Below are 15912 nucleotides of genomic sequence, written 5' to 3'. Positions count from 1 at the left end.
CTACGAGAAGACCGCCACCATCTACCTGGCCGGACTTCACATCGCGGGCATCTTCCTCTGGTCCGCCCGATGATCCAAACGAGACTGCCTAGCCTTGGCCTGACCCGGGCGCGGGCACTGGCCCGTCCCGCCGCGCGGGCGCGTGGCGGCGCCGCTGGGGCGTTGGGGCCGGCCTCGCCGGTAGTCGGGCCCCTCTCGCCACCTGCTTCGCCCCGCGCGGGCGTGGCCGGGCCTGTCGGGTGGCCGTAGTCCTGCCTCGCCCCGGCCGGGGCCGGGTGCGTTCCTCTCATCCGTATCGCCGTGCGGACGTGTGGCCAGGCCCGCAGCCGCCGGGGTGTCCGTGGCGGCGGCTGTCGGGCCGTGGCGCGGGTCGGAGGGGTGTTCGCCCGGAGGGTTCGTGGAGCGGGGTTGTTCTCGGTGGGGCGCGACGCGCAGTCGTGTACCCCGTACCTTTCGCCCGGTGTCCCGTGGCTACTCTGGAGGCATGGACTACGTCTCCGCGCTCGTGCCCCCGGTCGTCATGGCCGCGTTCTTCATCGGTGTGGTCAGGGTGATCGTGAAGACCCAGGGCGGGGCCGCCAAGGCCAAGGAGGACGCGGCCGTCGACGCCGCTCTCGCGCGCGTGGAAGCCGCCTCCGCGCGCCCCGCCGACGTCTGAGCCACGCCCGGACGGCACGCGGTCCGCGCCCCGCGCCCGAGCAGGCGGGCGCGGCCCGTACGCGCCCTTTTTGCCCGCGTTTGCCGCCATAGCGCACGTCCGGCACGCCATTGCCGGGATCTCCCACTATTGTTCTGAGCTGTGCCTCGCCCATTGGGAGAACTCGAAGACGCGGTCATGACGCGGGTGTGGAAGTGGAACCGCCCGGTGACCGTTCGAGAAGTCCTGGAAGACCTCCAGCAGGAACGGTCGATCGCCTACACCACGGTGATGACCGTTTTGGACAATCTCCATCAGAAGGGCTGGGTGCGCCGGGAGGCCGAAGGCCGGGCCTATCGATATGAGGCCGTGTCGACACGCGCCGCCTACGCCGCGGCCCTGATGAACGAGGCCTGGTCGCAGAGCGACAACCCGGCCGCCGCTCTCGTCGCCTTCTTCGGCATGATGAGCGAGGAACAGCGCCAGGCCCTCAGGGACGCCGTACGCATCGTCCAGGGGCCGGAAGAAACCCGGGAAGCGCCCCCGGCCCGGCAACGCGAAGCCCCGGAAGCCCGGCAAGAGGAGAACCCCGGCTCGGCGGAGGACGCGGCCGGGCGATAGCGTCCGCTCATGTCAGCAGAGCGTCCCGAAGTCTCCGCAAAAGCCATCACTGTCCGGCGGGCCCGGACCGGCGATGTCCCGGCCGTCCGCCGCCTCCTCGACGCCTACGTCCGTGACCGCATCCTGCTCGACAAAGCCATGGTCACGCTTTACGAGGACATCCAGGAGTTCTGGGTCGCCGAACGCGACGACAACGCCGAGGTCGTCGGGTGCGGCGCGCTGCACGTCATGTGGGAGGACCTGGCGGAAGTGCGGACTCTGGCGGTGAAGCCCGGCCTCAAGGGCGCCGGCGTGGGCCATCAGTTGCTGGAGAAGTTGCTCCACACCGCGCGCTGGCTCGGCGTTCGACGCGTTTTCTGCCTCACCTTCGAAGTGGACTTCTTCGCGAAGCACGGCTTCGTGGAGATCGGGGAGACACCGGTCGACACCGATGTGTACGCCGAGCTGTTGCGTTCCTATGACGAGGGCGTCGCGGAGTTCCTCGGTCTCGAACGAGTGAAGCCGAACACCTTGGGCAACAGCCGGATGCTTCTGCATCTGTGATCCTCATTGCCCAGGTGCCCTATGTCCGAAACGCGCATGTTTCCGGACGCGGGCGGACCGCTGAGGCTCTCCCGAGGGTTTGTGTTTTTCCGGCAAAAGCGGTTTGCTTTCCGACGTACTGCAGTACTGCATATAACAGGGGCGGCGAAACGGCGGACGCCGCACACCCCCTGCCCCCTCAACGTTATCGATGAAAGGAAATGCGGTGGCACAGAAGGTTCAGGTCCTTCTTGTCGACGACCTCGACGGCGGCGAGGCGGACGAGACGGTGACGTTCGCGCTGGACGGCAAGACGTACGAGATCGATCTCACGACTGCCAATGCGGACAAGCTGCGCAGCCTTCTTGATCCCTATGTGAAGGGCGGGCGCCGCACCGGCGGCCGTGCTTCGGGCGGGCGTGGAAAGGCGCGTGCCGCTTCCGGCGGCAACCAGGACACCGCGGCCATCCGCGCCTGGGCGAAGGAGAACGGCTACGAGGTCAACGACCGCGGCCGGGTTCCCGCGTCGATCCGCGAGGCCTACGAGAAGGCCAACGGCTGATCCCGCCGCCCGGCGGGACACCCGGCGCGCACGCGCCGCAGCCGGACGCGGTGACAGTGCGCTGCCACCGTGTCCACCAGGCGCACGAGATCGGGGGCGCTCCCCGCGCCCGCGTTCCCCGCGGCCGATCCGGCCGCCACACCCGGCGTACCCGGCGCACCACCTGGCATGCCCGGCATGGCCGGCAGCGAGGTCCCGGCCCCGGGTCCCGGTCCGGGGGGCCGCAGCCACACCGCGGCCCCCTGCGCGGACCCGGCGGCCTCCCGCGCGAAGGCGCGCCGCCCGGGACCGGCCGGCACCGGAGCTTGAAGCGTGCCGCCCGGCCCGAGGACGCGCAGGTCCAGCGGGACCGGGCCCCATTCCAGCCAGTCCAGCAGCCCGGGCAGTTCCTCGGCGCTGCCCGGCGCCACCAGCAGCGCCATCCGGTCACCCCGCAGGAGCACCGGTGAGTCCGGCGCGAGATGCCGGAGCGCGTGCGCGCCCGCCTCGGCCGGCACGTCCAGCGCGTCGAACCGCACCCCCGTGAGCAGCCGCAGCGGCCGTCCGGGCACGGTCGGCCACCCCAGTTCGTTCTCGTACCAGTGCCGGGCCCGGGCCTCCGGGCCGGCCGGCGGGGCGCCGGCGGCCGGTGCGCCCGGTCCGGAGGGCCGGCGGGGAAGGGGGAGCGCGGATGTCAGGGGGACGGAGCCAGCCATGCCGGGTGCAACCGCCGCGAGGCCGTGCGGGTTACGCTGGGTGTCCTGTCGGCTGCGCACCGTGCCGGGAATGGGGAGGCGCGCGGGCCCGGGGGGACGCAAGGTTGTTCGCCCGTAGCGGAGGGAACCGGTGCGCTCGGCATGGAGTGTCGGTGCCCGCGGGTAAGACATGCCTAGTGGGAGGGGGCGACACGCAGAATGGGCCGTCTCACGTTCGCCAACGGCGTACTGGCGAGTGGGGTAACTGCCTGGCCTGCGGGAACATCGTCTCGCACCATCGGGTTGGAGCAGATGTCGGCGTTCGGGGTCAGGAGGCCATCGACGGTGTCGGCAGTTGGAATGAGCGGTCCCCGCTTGCGGGACTAAGCTGCGGAAGGACAGGGAGGGGAAGTTCCCCCCACTGCCTGACCGCTCTGAGGAGCGATTAACGATGTTCGAGAGGTTCACCGACCGCGCGCGGCGGGTTGTCGTCCTGGCTCAGGAAGAAGCCCGGATGCTCAACCACAACTACATCGGCACCGAGCACATCCTCCTGGGTCTCATCCACGAGGGCGAAGGTGTCGCCGCTAAGGCCCTGGAGAGCCTCGGCATTTCGCTTGAGGCGGTCCGCCAGCAGGTGGAGGAGATCATCGGTCAGGGCCAGCAGGCCCCGTCCGGCCACATCCCCTTCACCCCCCGTGCCAAGAAGGTCCTGGAGCTGTCGCTCCGCGAGGCCCTTCAGCTGGGCCACAACTACATCGGCACGGAGCACATCCTGCTCGGCCTGATCCGCGAGGGCGAGGGCGTCGCCGCCCAGGTCCTGGTCAAGCTGGGTGCAGACCTCAACCGGGTGCGGCAGCAGGTCATCCAGCTGCTCTCCGGTTACCAGGGCAAGGAGACCGCCACCGCGGGCGGCCCGGCCGAGGGCACCCCCTCGACCTCTCTCGTCCTGGACCAGTTCGGCCGGAATCTCACCCAGGCCGCTCGTGAGTCCAAGCTGGACCCGGTCATCGGGCGCGAGAAGGAAATCGAGCGGGTCATGCAGGTGCTGTCCCGCCGCACCAAGAACAACCCGGTGCTGATCGGTGAGCCCGGCGTCGGCAAGACCGCCGTCGTCGAGGGCCTCGCCCAGGCCATCGTCAAGGGCGAGGTGCCCGAGACGCTCAAGGACAAGCACCTCTACACGCTGGACCTCGGCGCCCTCGTCGCCGGCTCCCGCTACCGGGGTGACTTCGAAGAGCGCCTGAAGAAGGTCCTCAAGGAGATCCGCACCCGCGGCGACATCATCCTGTTCATCGACGAGCTGCACACGCTGGTCGGTGCGGGTGCCGCCGAGGGCGCCATCGACGCGGCGAGCATCCTGAAGCCGATGCTGGCCCGCGGTGAACTCCAGACCATCGGCGCGACCACGCTGGACGAGTACCGCAAGCACCTGGAGAAAGACGCGGCCCTGGAGCGCCGCTTCCAGCCCATCCAGGTCGCCGAGCCGTCCCTGCCGCACACGATCGAGATCCTCAAGGGCCTGCGCGACCGGTACGAGGCGCACCACCGCGTCTCCATCACGGACGAGGCCCTGGTCCAGGCGGCCACCCTGGCCGACCGGTACATCTCGGACCGCTTCCTGCCGGACAAGGCGATCGACCTGATCGACGAGGCCGGTTCCCGGATGCGCATCCGCCGGATGACCGCTCCGCCGGACCTGCGCGAGTTCGACGAGAAGATCGCCGGCGTCCGCCGCGACAAGGAGTCCGCGATCGACTCGCAGGACTTCGAGAAGGCCGCCTCGCTGCGCGACAAGGAGAAGCAGCTCCTGGCCGCCAAGGCGAAGCGGGAGAAGGAGTGGAAGGCCGGCGACATGGACGTCGTCGCCGAGGTCGACGGCGAGCTGATCGCCGAGGTCCTCGCCACGGCCACCGGCATCCCGGTCTTCAAGCTGACCGAGGAGGAGTCCAGCCGTCTGCTCCGCATGGAGGACGAGCTGCACAAGCGGGTCATCGGCCAGAACGACGCCGTCAAGGCGTTGTCGAAGGCGATCCGCCGTACCCGCGCCGGGCTCAAGGACCCGAAGCGTCCGGGTGGTTCGTTCATCTTCGCCGGCCCGTCCGGTGTCGGTAAAACCGAGCTGTCCAAGGCGCTCGCGGAGTTCCTCTTCGGTGACGAGGACGCGCTGATCTCCCTCGACATGTCGGAGTTCAGCGAGAAGCACACGGTCTCGCGTCTCTTCGGCTCGCCCCCCGGCTACGTGGGGTACGAGGAGGGCGGCCAGCTGACCGAGAAGGTGCGCCGCAAGCCGTTCTCCGTCGTCCTCTTCGACGAGGTCGAGAAGGCCCACCCGGACATCTTCAACTCGCTGCTGCAGATCCTGGAGGACGGTCGTCTGACCGACTCCCAGGGCCGGGTCGTGGACTTCAAGAACACGGTCATCATCATGACGACCAACCTCGGCACCCGGGACATCTCCAAGGGCTTCAACCTGGGCTTCGCGGCCTCGGGTGACACGAAGACCAACTACGAGCGCATGAAGAACAAGGTGTCGGACGAGCTGAAGCAGCACTTCCGCCCCGAGTTCCTCAACCGCGTCGACGACGTGGTCGTCTTCCCGCAGCTGACGCAGGAGGACATCCTGCGGATCGTCGACCTGATGGTCGACAAGGTGGACGAGCGCCTGAAGGACCGGGACATGGGCCTGGAGCTGTCCCAGTCCGCCAAGGAGCTGCTGGCCAAGAAGGGTTACGACCCGGTGCTGGGCGCCCGGCCGCTGCGCCGCACGATCCAGCGCGAGATCGAGGACACGCTCTCGGAGAAGATCCTCTTCGGCGAGCTGCGCCCCGGTCACATCGTGGTCGTGGACACCGAGGGCGAGGGCGACACCGTCACCTTCACCTTCCGGGGTGAGGAGAAGTCGGCACTGCCGGACGTCCCGCCGATCGAGCAGGCCGCGGGCGGGGCCGGACCCAACCTGAGCAAGGACGCGTAAGCCTCCTGCGGTCGGACCGACGAGAGGGGCCGGTGCCTTCGGGCACCGGCCCCTCTCGTCTGCGCGCCCGCGCTCCGGCCGCCGCCGGGGCGCGGGCGCCCGCGGTGCTCGGCTACGACAACCGGCCGTCGTAGTCGGGCAGTTTGTACGTCTTCTCGGCGTGCCCGCCGGACAGGTCCGAGGCGTTGTTGCCGATGTTCGCGAGGATCGTGTAGCCGTCGTCCTCGATGCCGGCGCGCTGCGCGGTCTTGTAGGCGGCGACGTCCTTGAAGAGGTCGGACAGGCCGCGCACGCGCAGCCCGGAGACGTCGTAGCCGTCGTGCCGGAGGTTGTACGCGGTGGGCCAGTACAGGACGCCGGGGCGGGCGGTGACGAAGAAGAGCGAGACGCCGTGCTCCTGGGCGTAGCGGGCGACGGCCAGGACGGGCTTGTTGGCGGGCTGCGGGTAGCTGAAGCCGAAGTCGGTCTCCAGCGCGGTGTTGTCGATGTCGAAGACGACCGCCTGCCTCTCGCCGGGCCGGGCGGCGGCTATGCGCTGCTTCAGGTACGGCAGAGCCTGGTCCATGACCGCCTGGCAGTCCCGCTGCCAGGCGGCGTAGTCCACCTTGGCGGCGGAGGCCGGGGCAGGGGCGGAGCGGGCCCCAACGACGGGCGTGGCGGCCCCAACCGCGGGCGAGGCAGCCGGGGCCGCGGGTGAGGCAGCCAGGGTCGCGGGCGAGGGGCCCGTGCCGGTCGTAGCGGCCTCGGCCGGGGCGGTCAGGGTGGCCAGGGCGGCCACGGAGGCGGCGGCCAGGCAGACGGCGGTCACGGGGCCGCGGCGCGCCCGGGGGCGGGTGGTCGTCACGTGGGGGTCCTCTCACGTCCGGACGCGCGTCCGGACGCGTCCTGAATGTCAGGGACATGCTCCGAGCCGGGGATGGCGAGCGGGGAACCGCAGGGTTACCGGACGGTAGGTGCGGAGAGGCCCGCGTCACAATTCCGGGGCCGCCTTTTTATCCCGCCGGTGATAAGCGGCACAGGCGGTAAGTAGCCTACTAAGGCACATCGTGAGTGGAAATAGGCGGATAAAAGGGACATTCACGCCTGAAGGCCCCAAGGGAAAACCCCGTAGTCAGAGGGGGTGTCCGTCCGGCGGAGCGGGTGTCAAGAGCCGGGTCGTTTCGGGGTCATCTACTAGATGATGCCGTAGATGGGGCTTTTGTCAGGGCTCGGGGTGGTCGGTTACCAAGGGATGGCCGCTTCGGGCAGATGTCTTTGTGGACGTCTGTGCGCCGGGTGGCCCACAAGTCCCCGAGTACACGAGGTCACGATGTTCCGACGCTTCACGTCCCGCTCTTCCCGTACGTCCTCGCTCCGCAACCGCGTGGCCGTCCTGGCCGCCGGAGTCGGCACCACGGCCGTGCTGGGCACCGGGCTCGCGAGCGCCGCCACCGCCCCCGCCACCTCCTGGGTCGACCCGGTGAAGACGTACACCCTCTCCGCCAGCTTCATGCAGGCCGGCAGCCACTGGGTCGCCAAGCACAGCGGCCAGGACTTCGCCGTGCCGACCGGCACCGAGGTCCTCGCCGCGCACGGCGGCACCGTCGTCAAGGCCGGCCCGAACGGCGCCGGCGACGGCCCGGCGTACGGCAACGCCATCGTCATCAAGCACGGCAACGGCACCTACTCGCAGTACGCGCACCTGTCCCGGATCGACGTCCGGATCGGCCAGGTCGTGGGCACCGGCCAGCACATCGCCCTGTCCGGCTCCACCGGCAACTCCACCGGTCCCCACCTGCACTTCGAGATCCGTACGACCCCGAACTACGGCTCCGCCGTCGACCCGGTCGCGTTCCTGCGCGCCCAGGGCGTCAAGGTCTGACCCGGTTCTCTAACGCGTCTCGCGGGCGTGCCGGTGCGCCTGCCCGACCATGTCCAGGGCGACTTCGAGAACGGCCTCGCGCCTCTTCTCGGAGTCGCCTTCGAGGTCCTGCATCACGAACATCCCGGCGTGCAGCGTGAACAGCGCGCTGACCGAGCGGACCTGGTCCACCAGCTCGGACTCGGGGTCGACGAGGATGTCCCGCAGTCCGCGCATCCGGTCCTTGAAGATGTCGCCGATGCGCAGTTCCCGCACCGTCGCCTGGTTCTCCTGCATGAAGCGGAAGAGCGGTTCGGCGCCCGCGAGCGCCTCGCTGTAGCGGCGGATGATCTCTTCTTTGGTGGCCAGCGTGTGCGGCTGCCCTCTGCCCCAGTCGATCAGACCCTCGATCGGTTTCGTCAGGTCCTCGAAGAGGCTGGCGATGATCTCTTCCTTGGTCTTGAAGTGGTAGTACAGGGCCGCCTTGGTGACGTCGAGGCGCTCGGCGATCTCCCGCAGGGAGGTCTTCTCGTAACCCTGCTCCGCGAAGAGTGCGAGTGCCACGTCCTGGATGCGCTGGCGGGTGTTGCCGCGGCGCTGGTGCTTGGTGCCGTCCATGGTGAGGCCCATCCTCGTACTCCTCGCGCTCCCGAGAAACTTACTTGACGCCCGGCTAGTAGCGCGTCTACCGTCCCAGTGTAGTGATAACTAGCCGGGCGGCAAGTAAGTAGCCGCCCAGGGGGAAACGGGACAACGATGGCGGACACGGTTCAAAGCGAAACATCGGGCAAACGCCCCAGGAGCGTACGAGTAGTGCTGCTCGCGCTCATGATCGCGATGATGCTCGCGATGCTCGACAACATGATCGTGGGTACGGCGATGCCCACGATCGTGGGCGACCTCGGCGGCCTGGAGCACCTCTCCTGGGTCGTCACCGGCTACACCCTGGCCACCGCCGCCTCCACCCCGATCTGGGGCAAGGTCGGCGACATGTACGGGCGCAAGAGCGCCTTCCTCAGCTCCATCGTGATCTTCCTCATCGGCTCGGCGCTGAGCGGCATGGCCCAGGACATGGGCCAGCTGATCGGGTTCCGGGCCGTGCAGGGACTGGGCGCCGGCGGTCTCATGGTCGGCGTCATGGCGATCATCGGCGACCTCGTGCCGCCGCGGGAGCGGGGCAAGTACCAGGGCATGATGGCCGGTGTGATGGCGCTGGCCATGATCGGCGGTCCGCTGGTCGGCGGCACCATCACCGACAACTGGGGCTGGCGCTGGGCCTTCTACATCAACCTGCCGCTGGGCGCGGTCGCCCTGGCGCTGGTCACCGCCGTACTGCACCTGCCGCGCAAGCGGTCCAAGGCGGGCATCGACTACCTGGGCGTCGTCCTGCTGACCGTCGGCATCACCGCCATCGTGCTCGTCACCACCTGGGGCGGCAGCGAGTACGCCTGGACCTCCGCGCGGATCATGGAGCTGATCGGCATCGGCGTGGCCGCGCTCATCGGGTTCGTGTTCTGGCAGACCAAGGCCGCCGAGCCGGTCCTGCCGCTGCACATCTTCCGCAGCCGCAACTTCACCCTGATGGCGGTCATCGGCTTCATCACCGGCTTCGTGATGTTCGGCGCCACGCTCTTCCTGCCGCTGTACCAGCAGGCGGTGCAGGGTGCCTCCGCGACCAACTCCGGTCTGCTGCTCCTGCCGATGCTCGGCGCGATGCTGGTGACCTCGATGGTGGCCGGCCGGATCACCACCAACAGCGGCCGGTACAAGATCTTCCCGATCGCCGGCGGCGTCCTGATGACCGTCGGGCTGTACCTGCTGTCGACGATGGACACCGACACGACCCGGCTGACCTCCGGTGTCTACATGGCCGTGGTCGGCGCGGGCATGGGCTGCCTGATGCAGATCACCATGCTGGTCGCGCAGAACAGCGTGGAGATGAAGGACATGGGCGTGGCGTCCTCGTCCGCCACCCTGTTCCGTACGCTCGGCTCCTCCTTCGGCGTGGCCATCATGGGCGCCCTGTTCAACCACCGCGTCCAGGACGTGATGGCCGAGCGGGTCGGCTCGCGGGGCTCGCAGCTGACCGCGAAGTCGGCGCAGCTGGACGCGGCGAGCCTGGCGAAGCTGCCGGCCCAGGCCCGCGAGGCGTACCAGCACGCGGTGTCCTCGGGCACCCACTCGGCGTTCCTGCTCGGCGCCGTCATCGCGGTGCTGGTGCTGATCGCGGCGGTGTTCGTCAAGGAGGTGCCGCTCAAGGGCGGCCCGAAGGCTTCCGGTGAGGGCGCCGAAGCGGCGCCGCCGGCCGTGATCGAGGCCGTCTGATCCGGTCCGGGGCGGACGGCCGGCGACCCCGGGTCGCCTGAGCCGCCCGGCCCCGAAGGCCCCGGTGCGTGTCCGCCGCCGGGGCCTTCGGCCTGTCCCGGCGGACCCGGGAGCGGGACCCACGGCGCCCCCGCCGACGGCTGCCGGCGACGCGCCCGCCGTACTTCTCCGTCGGCCAGCGGCTCGCCGGCCTGCGGGTACGGCTTGAGGACCGGACCCTTCCGCGGGTACGGCCTGCGGACCGGCCCCTCCGGCGCGCCGCCGCCCGGCCCCGGACTCACGGGAGCATCGGATAGCTGCCCGTGTTGGTGGGGGCGTGTTCCGGCAGCCACAGCACGGCCACCGCGCCCTCGGCGGGGATGCCCGCGGGCGCGCCGACGGGCCGTACGTTGCGGAAGGTCAGCCGCGCGCCCAGCACCCGCGCCTGGCCGGCCGCGATGGTCAGCCCCAGCCCGTGGCCCTGCCCGGCGCGGTCCTCGCTGCCGGTGCGGAACCGGCTCGGCCCCTCGGCGAGCAGTTCCTCCGGGAAGCCGGGGCCGTGGTCGCGCACCCGGATCACCCGGCCCTCCACGGTCACCTCGACCGGCGGCCGGCCGTGCCGGGCGGCGTTGGCGAGCAGGTTGAACAGCACCCGCTCCAGCCGCCGCGGATCGGTGGTGACCTCCGACTCGTGCACCACCCGTACGGTGATCTCCGGGTCCTTGGCCGCCACCCGGCGCGAGACGAACTCGCCCAGCAGGAGGTCCTGGAGCTCCGCCCGTTCCGAGGCGCTGTCCAGCCGGGCCACCTCCAGCACGTCCTCGACCAGCGTGCGCATCGCCTTCGCCCGGTCCAGGACCAGTTCCGTGGGCCGGCCGGGCGGCAGCAGCTCGGCGGCCGTCAGCAGACCGGTCACCGGGGTGCGCAGCTCGTGCGCGATGTCGGCGGTGACCCGCCGCTCGGCCTCCAGCCGCTGGCGCAGCGCGTCCGCCATGGCGTCCACCGCGCGCGCGAGATCGTCGGTCTCGTCCCGGACGACACCGCCGATGGCCTCCCGCACCCGGACGTCGGTCTCGCCCTTGGCGACCCGGTTCGCGGCGGCCGCCGCCTTGCGCAGCCGGCGGGAGAGCTGGCCGCCGATCAGCACGCCCAGCGCGCTGCCGCCCAGTACGACCGCGACCGAGCCGATCACCAGGGCCTGGTCCAGGTCCTTGAGGATGTCGGTGCTGCGGTCCGGCAGGTGCAGGTGCACGGAGAGCACGTGCTCGCCCTTCACCGGCACGGCCGCCCAGATGTCGGGGTCCTTGTCGTGCTGGGAGACGTCACTGGCCCGCCGGCCCCGCGCGACGCTGGCGCGCAGCGCGGCCGGCAGCTCCGGGTCGTCGACCTTGACGTACGGGAAGACCGGACCGCGGTTCAGCTCGTAGTTGCGCTGGGCCAGCAGCAGCCGGTCGACGGCCAGGTCGCGCGCGTTGTCCAGCATCGAGACCCGGGCCGCGTTGTGCACGACCAGGCTGAGCACGACCGCCACCAGCCCGGCCACCAGCGCGATCGCCGCGCTCAGCTTCCAGCGCAGCCCGGTGCGCAGGTCCGCGCGCTCCATCCGCCGGACCGGATGCCGAAGTATCCCCCGCATACCGCCGCTCCGCTCAGGCCTTCAGCTTGTAGCCGAAGCCGCGGACCGTCTCGATCCGGTCCTGGCCGATCTTCTGCCGCAGCCGCTGCACATGCACGTCGACGACCCGGGTGTCCCCGCCCCAGCCGTAGTCCCACACGCGTTCCAGCAGCTTGTCGCGGGAGAGCACGGTGCCCGGCGCGGAGGAGAACTCCAGCAGCAGCCGCATCTCGGTCGGGGTGAGCGCCACCGGCTGCCCGGCCCGGCGCACCTCCATGCCGTCGGTGTCGATCTCCAGGTCACCGAAGGCCAGCGTGCCGGTGACGGCGGAGCCGGGCTCGGCCGGCTGGGCGCCGCCGGCGTGCCCGAAGCGGCGCAGCACCGCGCGGATGCGGGCCACCAGCACGGCACCGTCGAACGGCTTGGTCACGTAGTCGTCGGCGCCCGCCTCCAGGCCGAGCACGACGTCGATGGAGTCGGCGCGCGCCGACAGCATGATCACGGGCACGGTCGACTCGTCCCGGATCCGCCGGCACAGGCTGACCCCGTCCAGGCCCGGCACCATGACGTCCAGCAGCGCGATGTCGGGGCGGTCCGCCCGGAACGCCGCCAGCCCCGACAGGCCGTCGGGCATCGCGGTGACCGCGAAGCCGTCCCGCTCCAGGGCGAGCTGGGTGGCCTCACGGATGACGTCGTCGTCCTCGACGAACAGGACGTGGGTCTGGTCTGCCATCCCGGTGCTCTCAGTCCTCGTGGTGTGCGTGTGGTGATCAGTTGGCCGGCACGGGCCGCGCGCTCTGGCCCGCCGGCTTGCCGTACTCGTTGCGGGTGGGTTTCCCGGGGACGAACCGGCCCGCCTTCCAGGTGTACGGCGTCACGATGTCACCGGACGGGCTGGAGATCGGGTCGTCCTGGTCGTAGTACTGCCGGGTGACCGACAGGGTGCCCTGGTCGATCTCGGCGTAGACCGGGGACTCCTCGCTCTTGAAGACGTTCCTGAACACGCCGTCGTCGTCCCGGTACACGTACGAGCCGATGCCGACCCAGTCGGCGCAGGTCATCACGTTGACGACGACGTCCTCCACCGGGGCGTCGGTGAGATCGCCGTACGAGACGTCGACCTGGTAGTTGTCGCCGTCGCACGGCTTCAGCTCCTGCTTGACCGCCTCCGACACCGACGGGTCGCCCTTGAGCAGCGCCACGGCGTCCACCCGCCGGAACGTGCCGGTGACGGGGCTGGCCGAGGGGGAGGCGCCGGCGTCCGCCACCGCGGAGGTGTGCGCCGGGCCCTCGTCCCGGGCGCCGGTGCCCCCGCTGCCGCACGCGGCGGCGAAAAGGCCGAGGGCGGCGAGCGCGGTCCCCGCCGCGATCACCGCCTGTGCACTGCCTCGGGCCCCTCGGGACCCGGCCCCGGTCAGGCCGCGCAACGCTCCCGCTCCTCACGCTCCAGCGCGCGTGCGTCCAGATCGCGGGCCTCCAGCTCCTCACGGAGCCGGGCGAGCGCCCGGTGCAGCGTGCTCTTGACCGTACCGGCCGACATGCCGAGGGCCGCGGCCGTCTCCTCTGTGGACATCTGCTCCCAGTGTCGCAGCACCACGACGCTGCGCTGCTTCGGTGCGAGCACCTTCATGATGTCCATCAGCAGGGCCCGGTCGGCGTGCTGCTCGGTGGAGTCCTCCACGGAGGCGTCCGGCAGCTGCTCGGTGGGCACTTCCTCCAGCTTGCGGGCACGCCACCACTCGGTCCGCGTGTTGATCATGACCCGGCGCAGATAGGCGTCGGCGAGCCGCTTGTCGGCGATGCCGTCCCAGCGGCCGTACGTCCGTACCAGCGCGGTCTGCAGCAGGTCCTGGGCGTCGACCGGGTCCGGCACCAGCCGGCGGGCGCTGCGCAGCAGCGCGTCCTGCCGGGTGCGCACGTACTCCTCGAATTCGAGCACCTCGCCCTGCGCCATGATCGACCGCCTCCGTTCCCCGTCGTGCCTCCGGCTCCTGCCGGAAGTCCCGCTGTCCCCGCGCCCGGTGGTCCGCCGGGCACGAAGAAGAAGCTACGGAGCGGTTGTCACGGGGCTGTGCGGACCAGCCTGCGGCTGGCAATCGGCTATCCGTCGGTTGTGTAACGGATGAGGGAACGGGGTAGGAGGAGCGGGCTATTTGCCCCTGTGTGGGGCGATTTGCCCCACCTGGTCTTTCGTAACGTACGCGCGGGGACTGTGATCTGGCTGTGCGTCAGCCCAGCGGCAGCCGGTACAGACCACCGGGCAGCGGTTCCACCAGGCCGTCCGCGACCAGCCCGTCGAGCGCGCGGGCCCGCTGCACCGGCTCGTGCCACACCCGGTCCAGCGCCGCCTGCGGCACCGGCGTGTGCGCCTCCCGCAGCACGGCCAGCAGCTTGCCGCGCACCTGCCGGTCCGTGCCGGCGTACGTCTGCCCGCGCCGCGGCGGCCCCGCGTGCTCCGGCTTGCCCGCGAGCCGCCAGGCGCACTGGGCGGCGATCGGGCACCGCTGGCACCCCTCGTTCTTCGCCGTGCACACCAGCGCGCCCAGCTCCATCGAGGCGGCGGCCCAGCGCGCGGCGGTCCGCTCGTCCGCGGGCAGCAGCTCCCGCGCCAGACGCCGCTCGGCGGCCGTGGTCGCGTTCGGCGGGTACCGCACACCCGTCACCGCCCGGGCGATGACCCGGCGGACATTGGTGTCCAGCACCGCGTGCCGCTGCCCGTAGGCGAACGACGCCACCGCGGCGGCCGTGTACTCGCCGATGCCGGGCAGCGCCAGCAACTGCGCGTGATCCGTCGGCACGTCGCCGCCGTGCCGTTCCGTTATGGCGACCGCCGCGCCGTGCAGGCGCAGCGCGCGGCGCGGGTAGCCGAGCCGGCCCCAGGCGCGCACCGCCTCGCCCGGCGCCTCCTTCGCCAGGTCGGCGGGGCGCGGCCAGCGGACCAGCCACTCCTCGTAGACGGGCAGCACCCGGTTCACCGGGGTCTGCTGAAGCATGAACTCGCTGACCATCACACCCCATGGACCCGCCTCCGGGCGGCGCCAGGGGAGGTCACGGGCATGGGCGTCGAACCAGGCGATCACGGGGGCGTGGAGCTTCTCAGTCATGGCCTTCCGATCCTGCCACGGGTTGGCGGATGGGCGGCGTGAGCGCGCGGTCACCGAGCGTGCCGATACGTGAAGAACCGCACCGTCCAGTGCAGTTACCAAAATGATGATCGGGAAAAGTTGGCCGTGGCGCGGCGGGTGAAGCGAGCGCGCGCGGTGATCTCTCGTACAGTTTGGGCCGTGGGATCTCTGCGCAATCCGGTCGGGCCGCTTCCCTCCTCCATCTACTGGCGTCGGAGGGCCGTCATGCTGTCCGTGTTCGCCTTGCTGGCGCTGGTGATCACGTGGATCGTCACCGCCGGCGGCGGGGGCGGAAGGAAGGACACCGGCGGGGCGGACGGCAAGAATCCCACCCACACCATCACGCCGGGGCCCTCCTCGTCCGGGCCCGCGATCAGCCAACGCCCGGGCGGACGCGACGAGTCGGGCGGCGGCGACGGCGGCTCCGGGTCCGGCGGCGGCTCCGCTGACGGCGGCGGTTCGGCGGGGACGGCCGGCAACTCCGGCGGCTCCGCGGGCTCCTCGGGGTCTGCCGGCTCCGCGGGCGGTACGGGCGGTGCGTCCGGCGGTGGCGCCGTCGCCGCGGCCGACGCGCTCCCGGGCTCCTCCGCGCTGCCCGACTGCACGTCCGGCGCGGTGGTGTTGAACCTGCGCAGCGTGCGCAACTCCTACTCGCCGGACCAGACGCCGACGTTCGAACTCACCGCGAAGAACGCCTCGTCGGCCGACTGCAAGGTCGATCTCGGCCCGAAGAGCGCGGTGTTGACGATCACGCCGGCGGACGGGGACGACGCGTACTGGGCGTCGGACGACTGCCCCGAGGGCCCGGGGAGCCTGGTGTTCCGGGTGCCGGCCGGCCAGACGATCACGTACACCGTGAAGTGGGACCGCAAGCCGAGCACCGCGCACTGCGGGACGCCGTCCGGCGGGCCGGCGAAGACGGGCACCTACCTGCTGGAGGCCAAGGCACCCGGCTTCGCCAAGGCGCAGGCTTCCTTCGTGCTGTCGGCGGACTAGCGGTACCAGCCGTACGGCCCGGAGCATCCCCGGCGGGGT

Annotated in this window: 16 protein-coding genes; 8 read left to right on the top strand and 8 right to left on the bottom strand. The window is 70.9% G+C overall.

From position 1 onward, the window contains the following. The first annotated feature begins 484 nt into the window (after nt 1-484). From ACZ4SV_RS35895 to ACZ4SV_RS35880, 4 genes are all read left to right on the top strand, one after another. On the top strand, nt 485-658 hold the full coding sequence (locus ACZ4SV_RS35895) for a hypothetical protein (protein WP_365875485.1): 174 nt from the start codon (nt 485-487) through the stop codon (nt 656-658). A 177-nt stretch (nt 659-835) separates the two neighbouring features. Next, the gene (locus ACZ4SV_RS35890; protein WP_468011189.1) at nt 836-1258 is read left to right on the top strand and encodes a BlaI/MecI/CopY family transcriptional regulator; all 423 of its coding nucleotides are present in this window, start codon (nt 836-838) and stop codon (nt 1256-1258) included. 9 nt (nt 1259-1267) lie between these two features. After that, the gene (locus tag ACZ4SV_RS35885; protein ID WP_365875489.1) at nt 1268-1801 is read left to right on the top strand and encodes an amino-acid N-acetyltransferase; all 534 of its coding nucleotides are present in this window, start codon (nt 1268-1270) and stop codon (nt 1799-1801) included. Between the two features lie 205 nt (nt 1802-2006). Continuing rightward, a complete protein-coding gene (locus ACZ4SV_RS35880; RefSeq protein ID WP_059251614.1) occupies nt 2007-2342 on the top strand; it encodes a histone-like nucleoid-structuring protein Lsr2 in 336 nt (111 codons plus the stop codon). Here ACZ4SV_RS35880 and ACZ4SV_RS35875 read toward each other — a convergent pair. Continuing rightward, on the bottom strand, nt 2321-3037 hold the full coding sequence (locus ACZ4SV_RS35875) for an SCO3374 family protein (protein ID WP_468011184.1): 717 nt from the start codon (nt 3035-3037) through the stop codon (nt 2321-2323). The two genes, ACZ4SV_RS35880 and ACZ4SV_RS35875, sit on opposite strands and share 22 nt — an antisense overlap. A 430-nt stretch (nt 3038-3467) precedes the next feature. Here ACZ4SV_RS35875 and ACZ4SV_RS35870 point away from each other — a divergent pair, with 430 nt between their 5' ends. Next, nucleotides 3468-5993 carry an ATP-dependent Clp protease ATP-binding subunit gene (locus ACZ4SV_RS35870; RefSeq protein ID WP_365941961.1) on the top strand — a complete coding sequence of 842 codons (2526 nt, stop codon included), beginning with the start codon at nt 3468-3470 and terminating at the stop codon, nt 5991-5993. 112 nt (nt 5994-6105) lie between these two features. Here ACZ4SV_RS35870 and ACZ4SV_RS35865 read toward each other — a convergent pair whose 3' ends face one another. Then, nucleotides 6106-6837, bottom strand: coding sequence for an HAD family acid phosphatase (locus tag ACZ4SV_RS35865; RefSeq protein ID WP_468011179.1), 732 nt, complete (start codon nt 6835-6837; stop codon nt 6106-6108). Between the two features lie 465 nt (nt 6838-7302). Between ACZ4SV_RS35865 and ACZ4SV_RS35860 the strand changes: the two genes are divergently transcribed. Further along, entirely contained in the window at nt 7303-7854 is a 552-nt protein-coding gene (locus tag ACZ4SV_RS35860) for a M23 family metallopeptidase (protein WP_468011175.1), read from the top strand. A 9-nt stretch (nt 7855-7863) separates the two neighbouring features. On the opposite strand, the gene ACZ4SV_RS35855 is transcribed toward ACZ4SV_RS35860, so the two are convergent. Next, the gene (locus tag ACZ4SV_RS35855) at nt 7864-8463 is read right to left on the bottom strand and encodes a TetR/AcrR family transcriptional regulator (protein ID WP_365883801.1); all 600 of its coding nucleotides are present in this window, start codon (nt 8461-8463) and stop codon (nt 7864-7866) included. A gap of 126 nt (nt 8464-8589) precedes the next feature. On the opposite strand from ACZ4SV_RS35855, the gene ACZ4SV_RS35850 reads away from it, so the two are divergent. Next, a complete protein-coding gene (locus ACZ4SV_RS35850) occupies nt 8590-10158 on the top strand; it encodes an MDR family MFS transporter (RefSeq protein ID WP_468011168.1) in 1569 nt (522 codons plus the stop codon). A 277-nt stretch (nt 10159-10435) separates the two neighbouring features. Here the strand turns inward: ACZ4SV_RS35850 and cseC are convergent, their stop codons facing one another. The 5 genes from cseC to ACZ4SV_RS35825 all read right to left on the bottom strand — a co-directional run bounded on the left by cseC (nt 10436) and on the right by ACZ4SV_RS35825 (nt 14856). After that, a complete protein-coding gene (cseC, locus tag ACZ4SV_RS35845) occupies nt 10436-11773 on the bottom strand; it encodes a two-component system sensor histidine kinase CseC (RefSeq protein WP_365876569.1) in 1338 nt (445 codons plus the stop codon). A 13-nt stretch (nt 11774-11786) separates the two neighbouring features. Beyond that, complete coding sequence (cseB, locus tag ACZ4SV_RS35840) at nt 11787-12485, bottom strand: two-component system response regulator CseB (protein ID WP_397943456.1); 699 nt, start codon at nt 12483-12485, stop codon at nt 11787-11789. A 37-nt stretch (nt 12486-12522) separates the two neighbouring features. Beyond that, nucleotides 12523-13125: a hypothetical protein gene (locus ACZ4SV_RS35835; protein ID WP_365876565.1), complete on the bottom strand. Its 603-nt coding sequence runs from the start codon at nt 13123-13125 to the stop codon at nt 12523-12525. A gap of 41 nt (nt 13126-13166) precedes the next feature. After that, entirely contained in the window at nt 13167-13706 is a 540-nt protein-coding gene (locus ACZ4SV_RS35830; RefSeq protein WP_020941444.1) for a SigE family RNA polymerase sigma factor, read from the bottom strand. A gap of 274 nt (nt 13707-13980) precedes the next feature. Continuing rightward, nucleotides 13981-14856 (bottom strand): HhH-GPD family protein, encoded by an 876-nt coding sequence (locus ACZ4SV_RS35825; RefSeq protein ID WP_365876560.1) that lies wholly within the window; start codon nt 14854-14856, stop codon nt 13981-13983. Between the two features lie 180 nt (nt 14857-15036). Here ACZ4SV_RS35825 and ACZ4SV_RS35820 point away from each other — a divergent pair, with 180 nt between their 5' ends. Then, nucleotides 15037-15873, top strand: coding sequence for a hypothetical protein (locus ACZ4SV_RS35820; RefSeq protein WP_468011159.1), 837 nt, complete (start codon nt 15037-15039; stop codon nt 15871-15873). Nucleotides 15874-15912 lie beyond the last annotated feature (39 nt).

It is taken from the genome of Streptomyces sp. NPDC027672, from assembly GCF_055566335.1.
The sequence above is the reverse complement of the archived record's forward strand: the minus strand, read 5'-3'. Positions and strand labels throughout refer to the sequence as shown.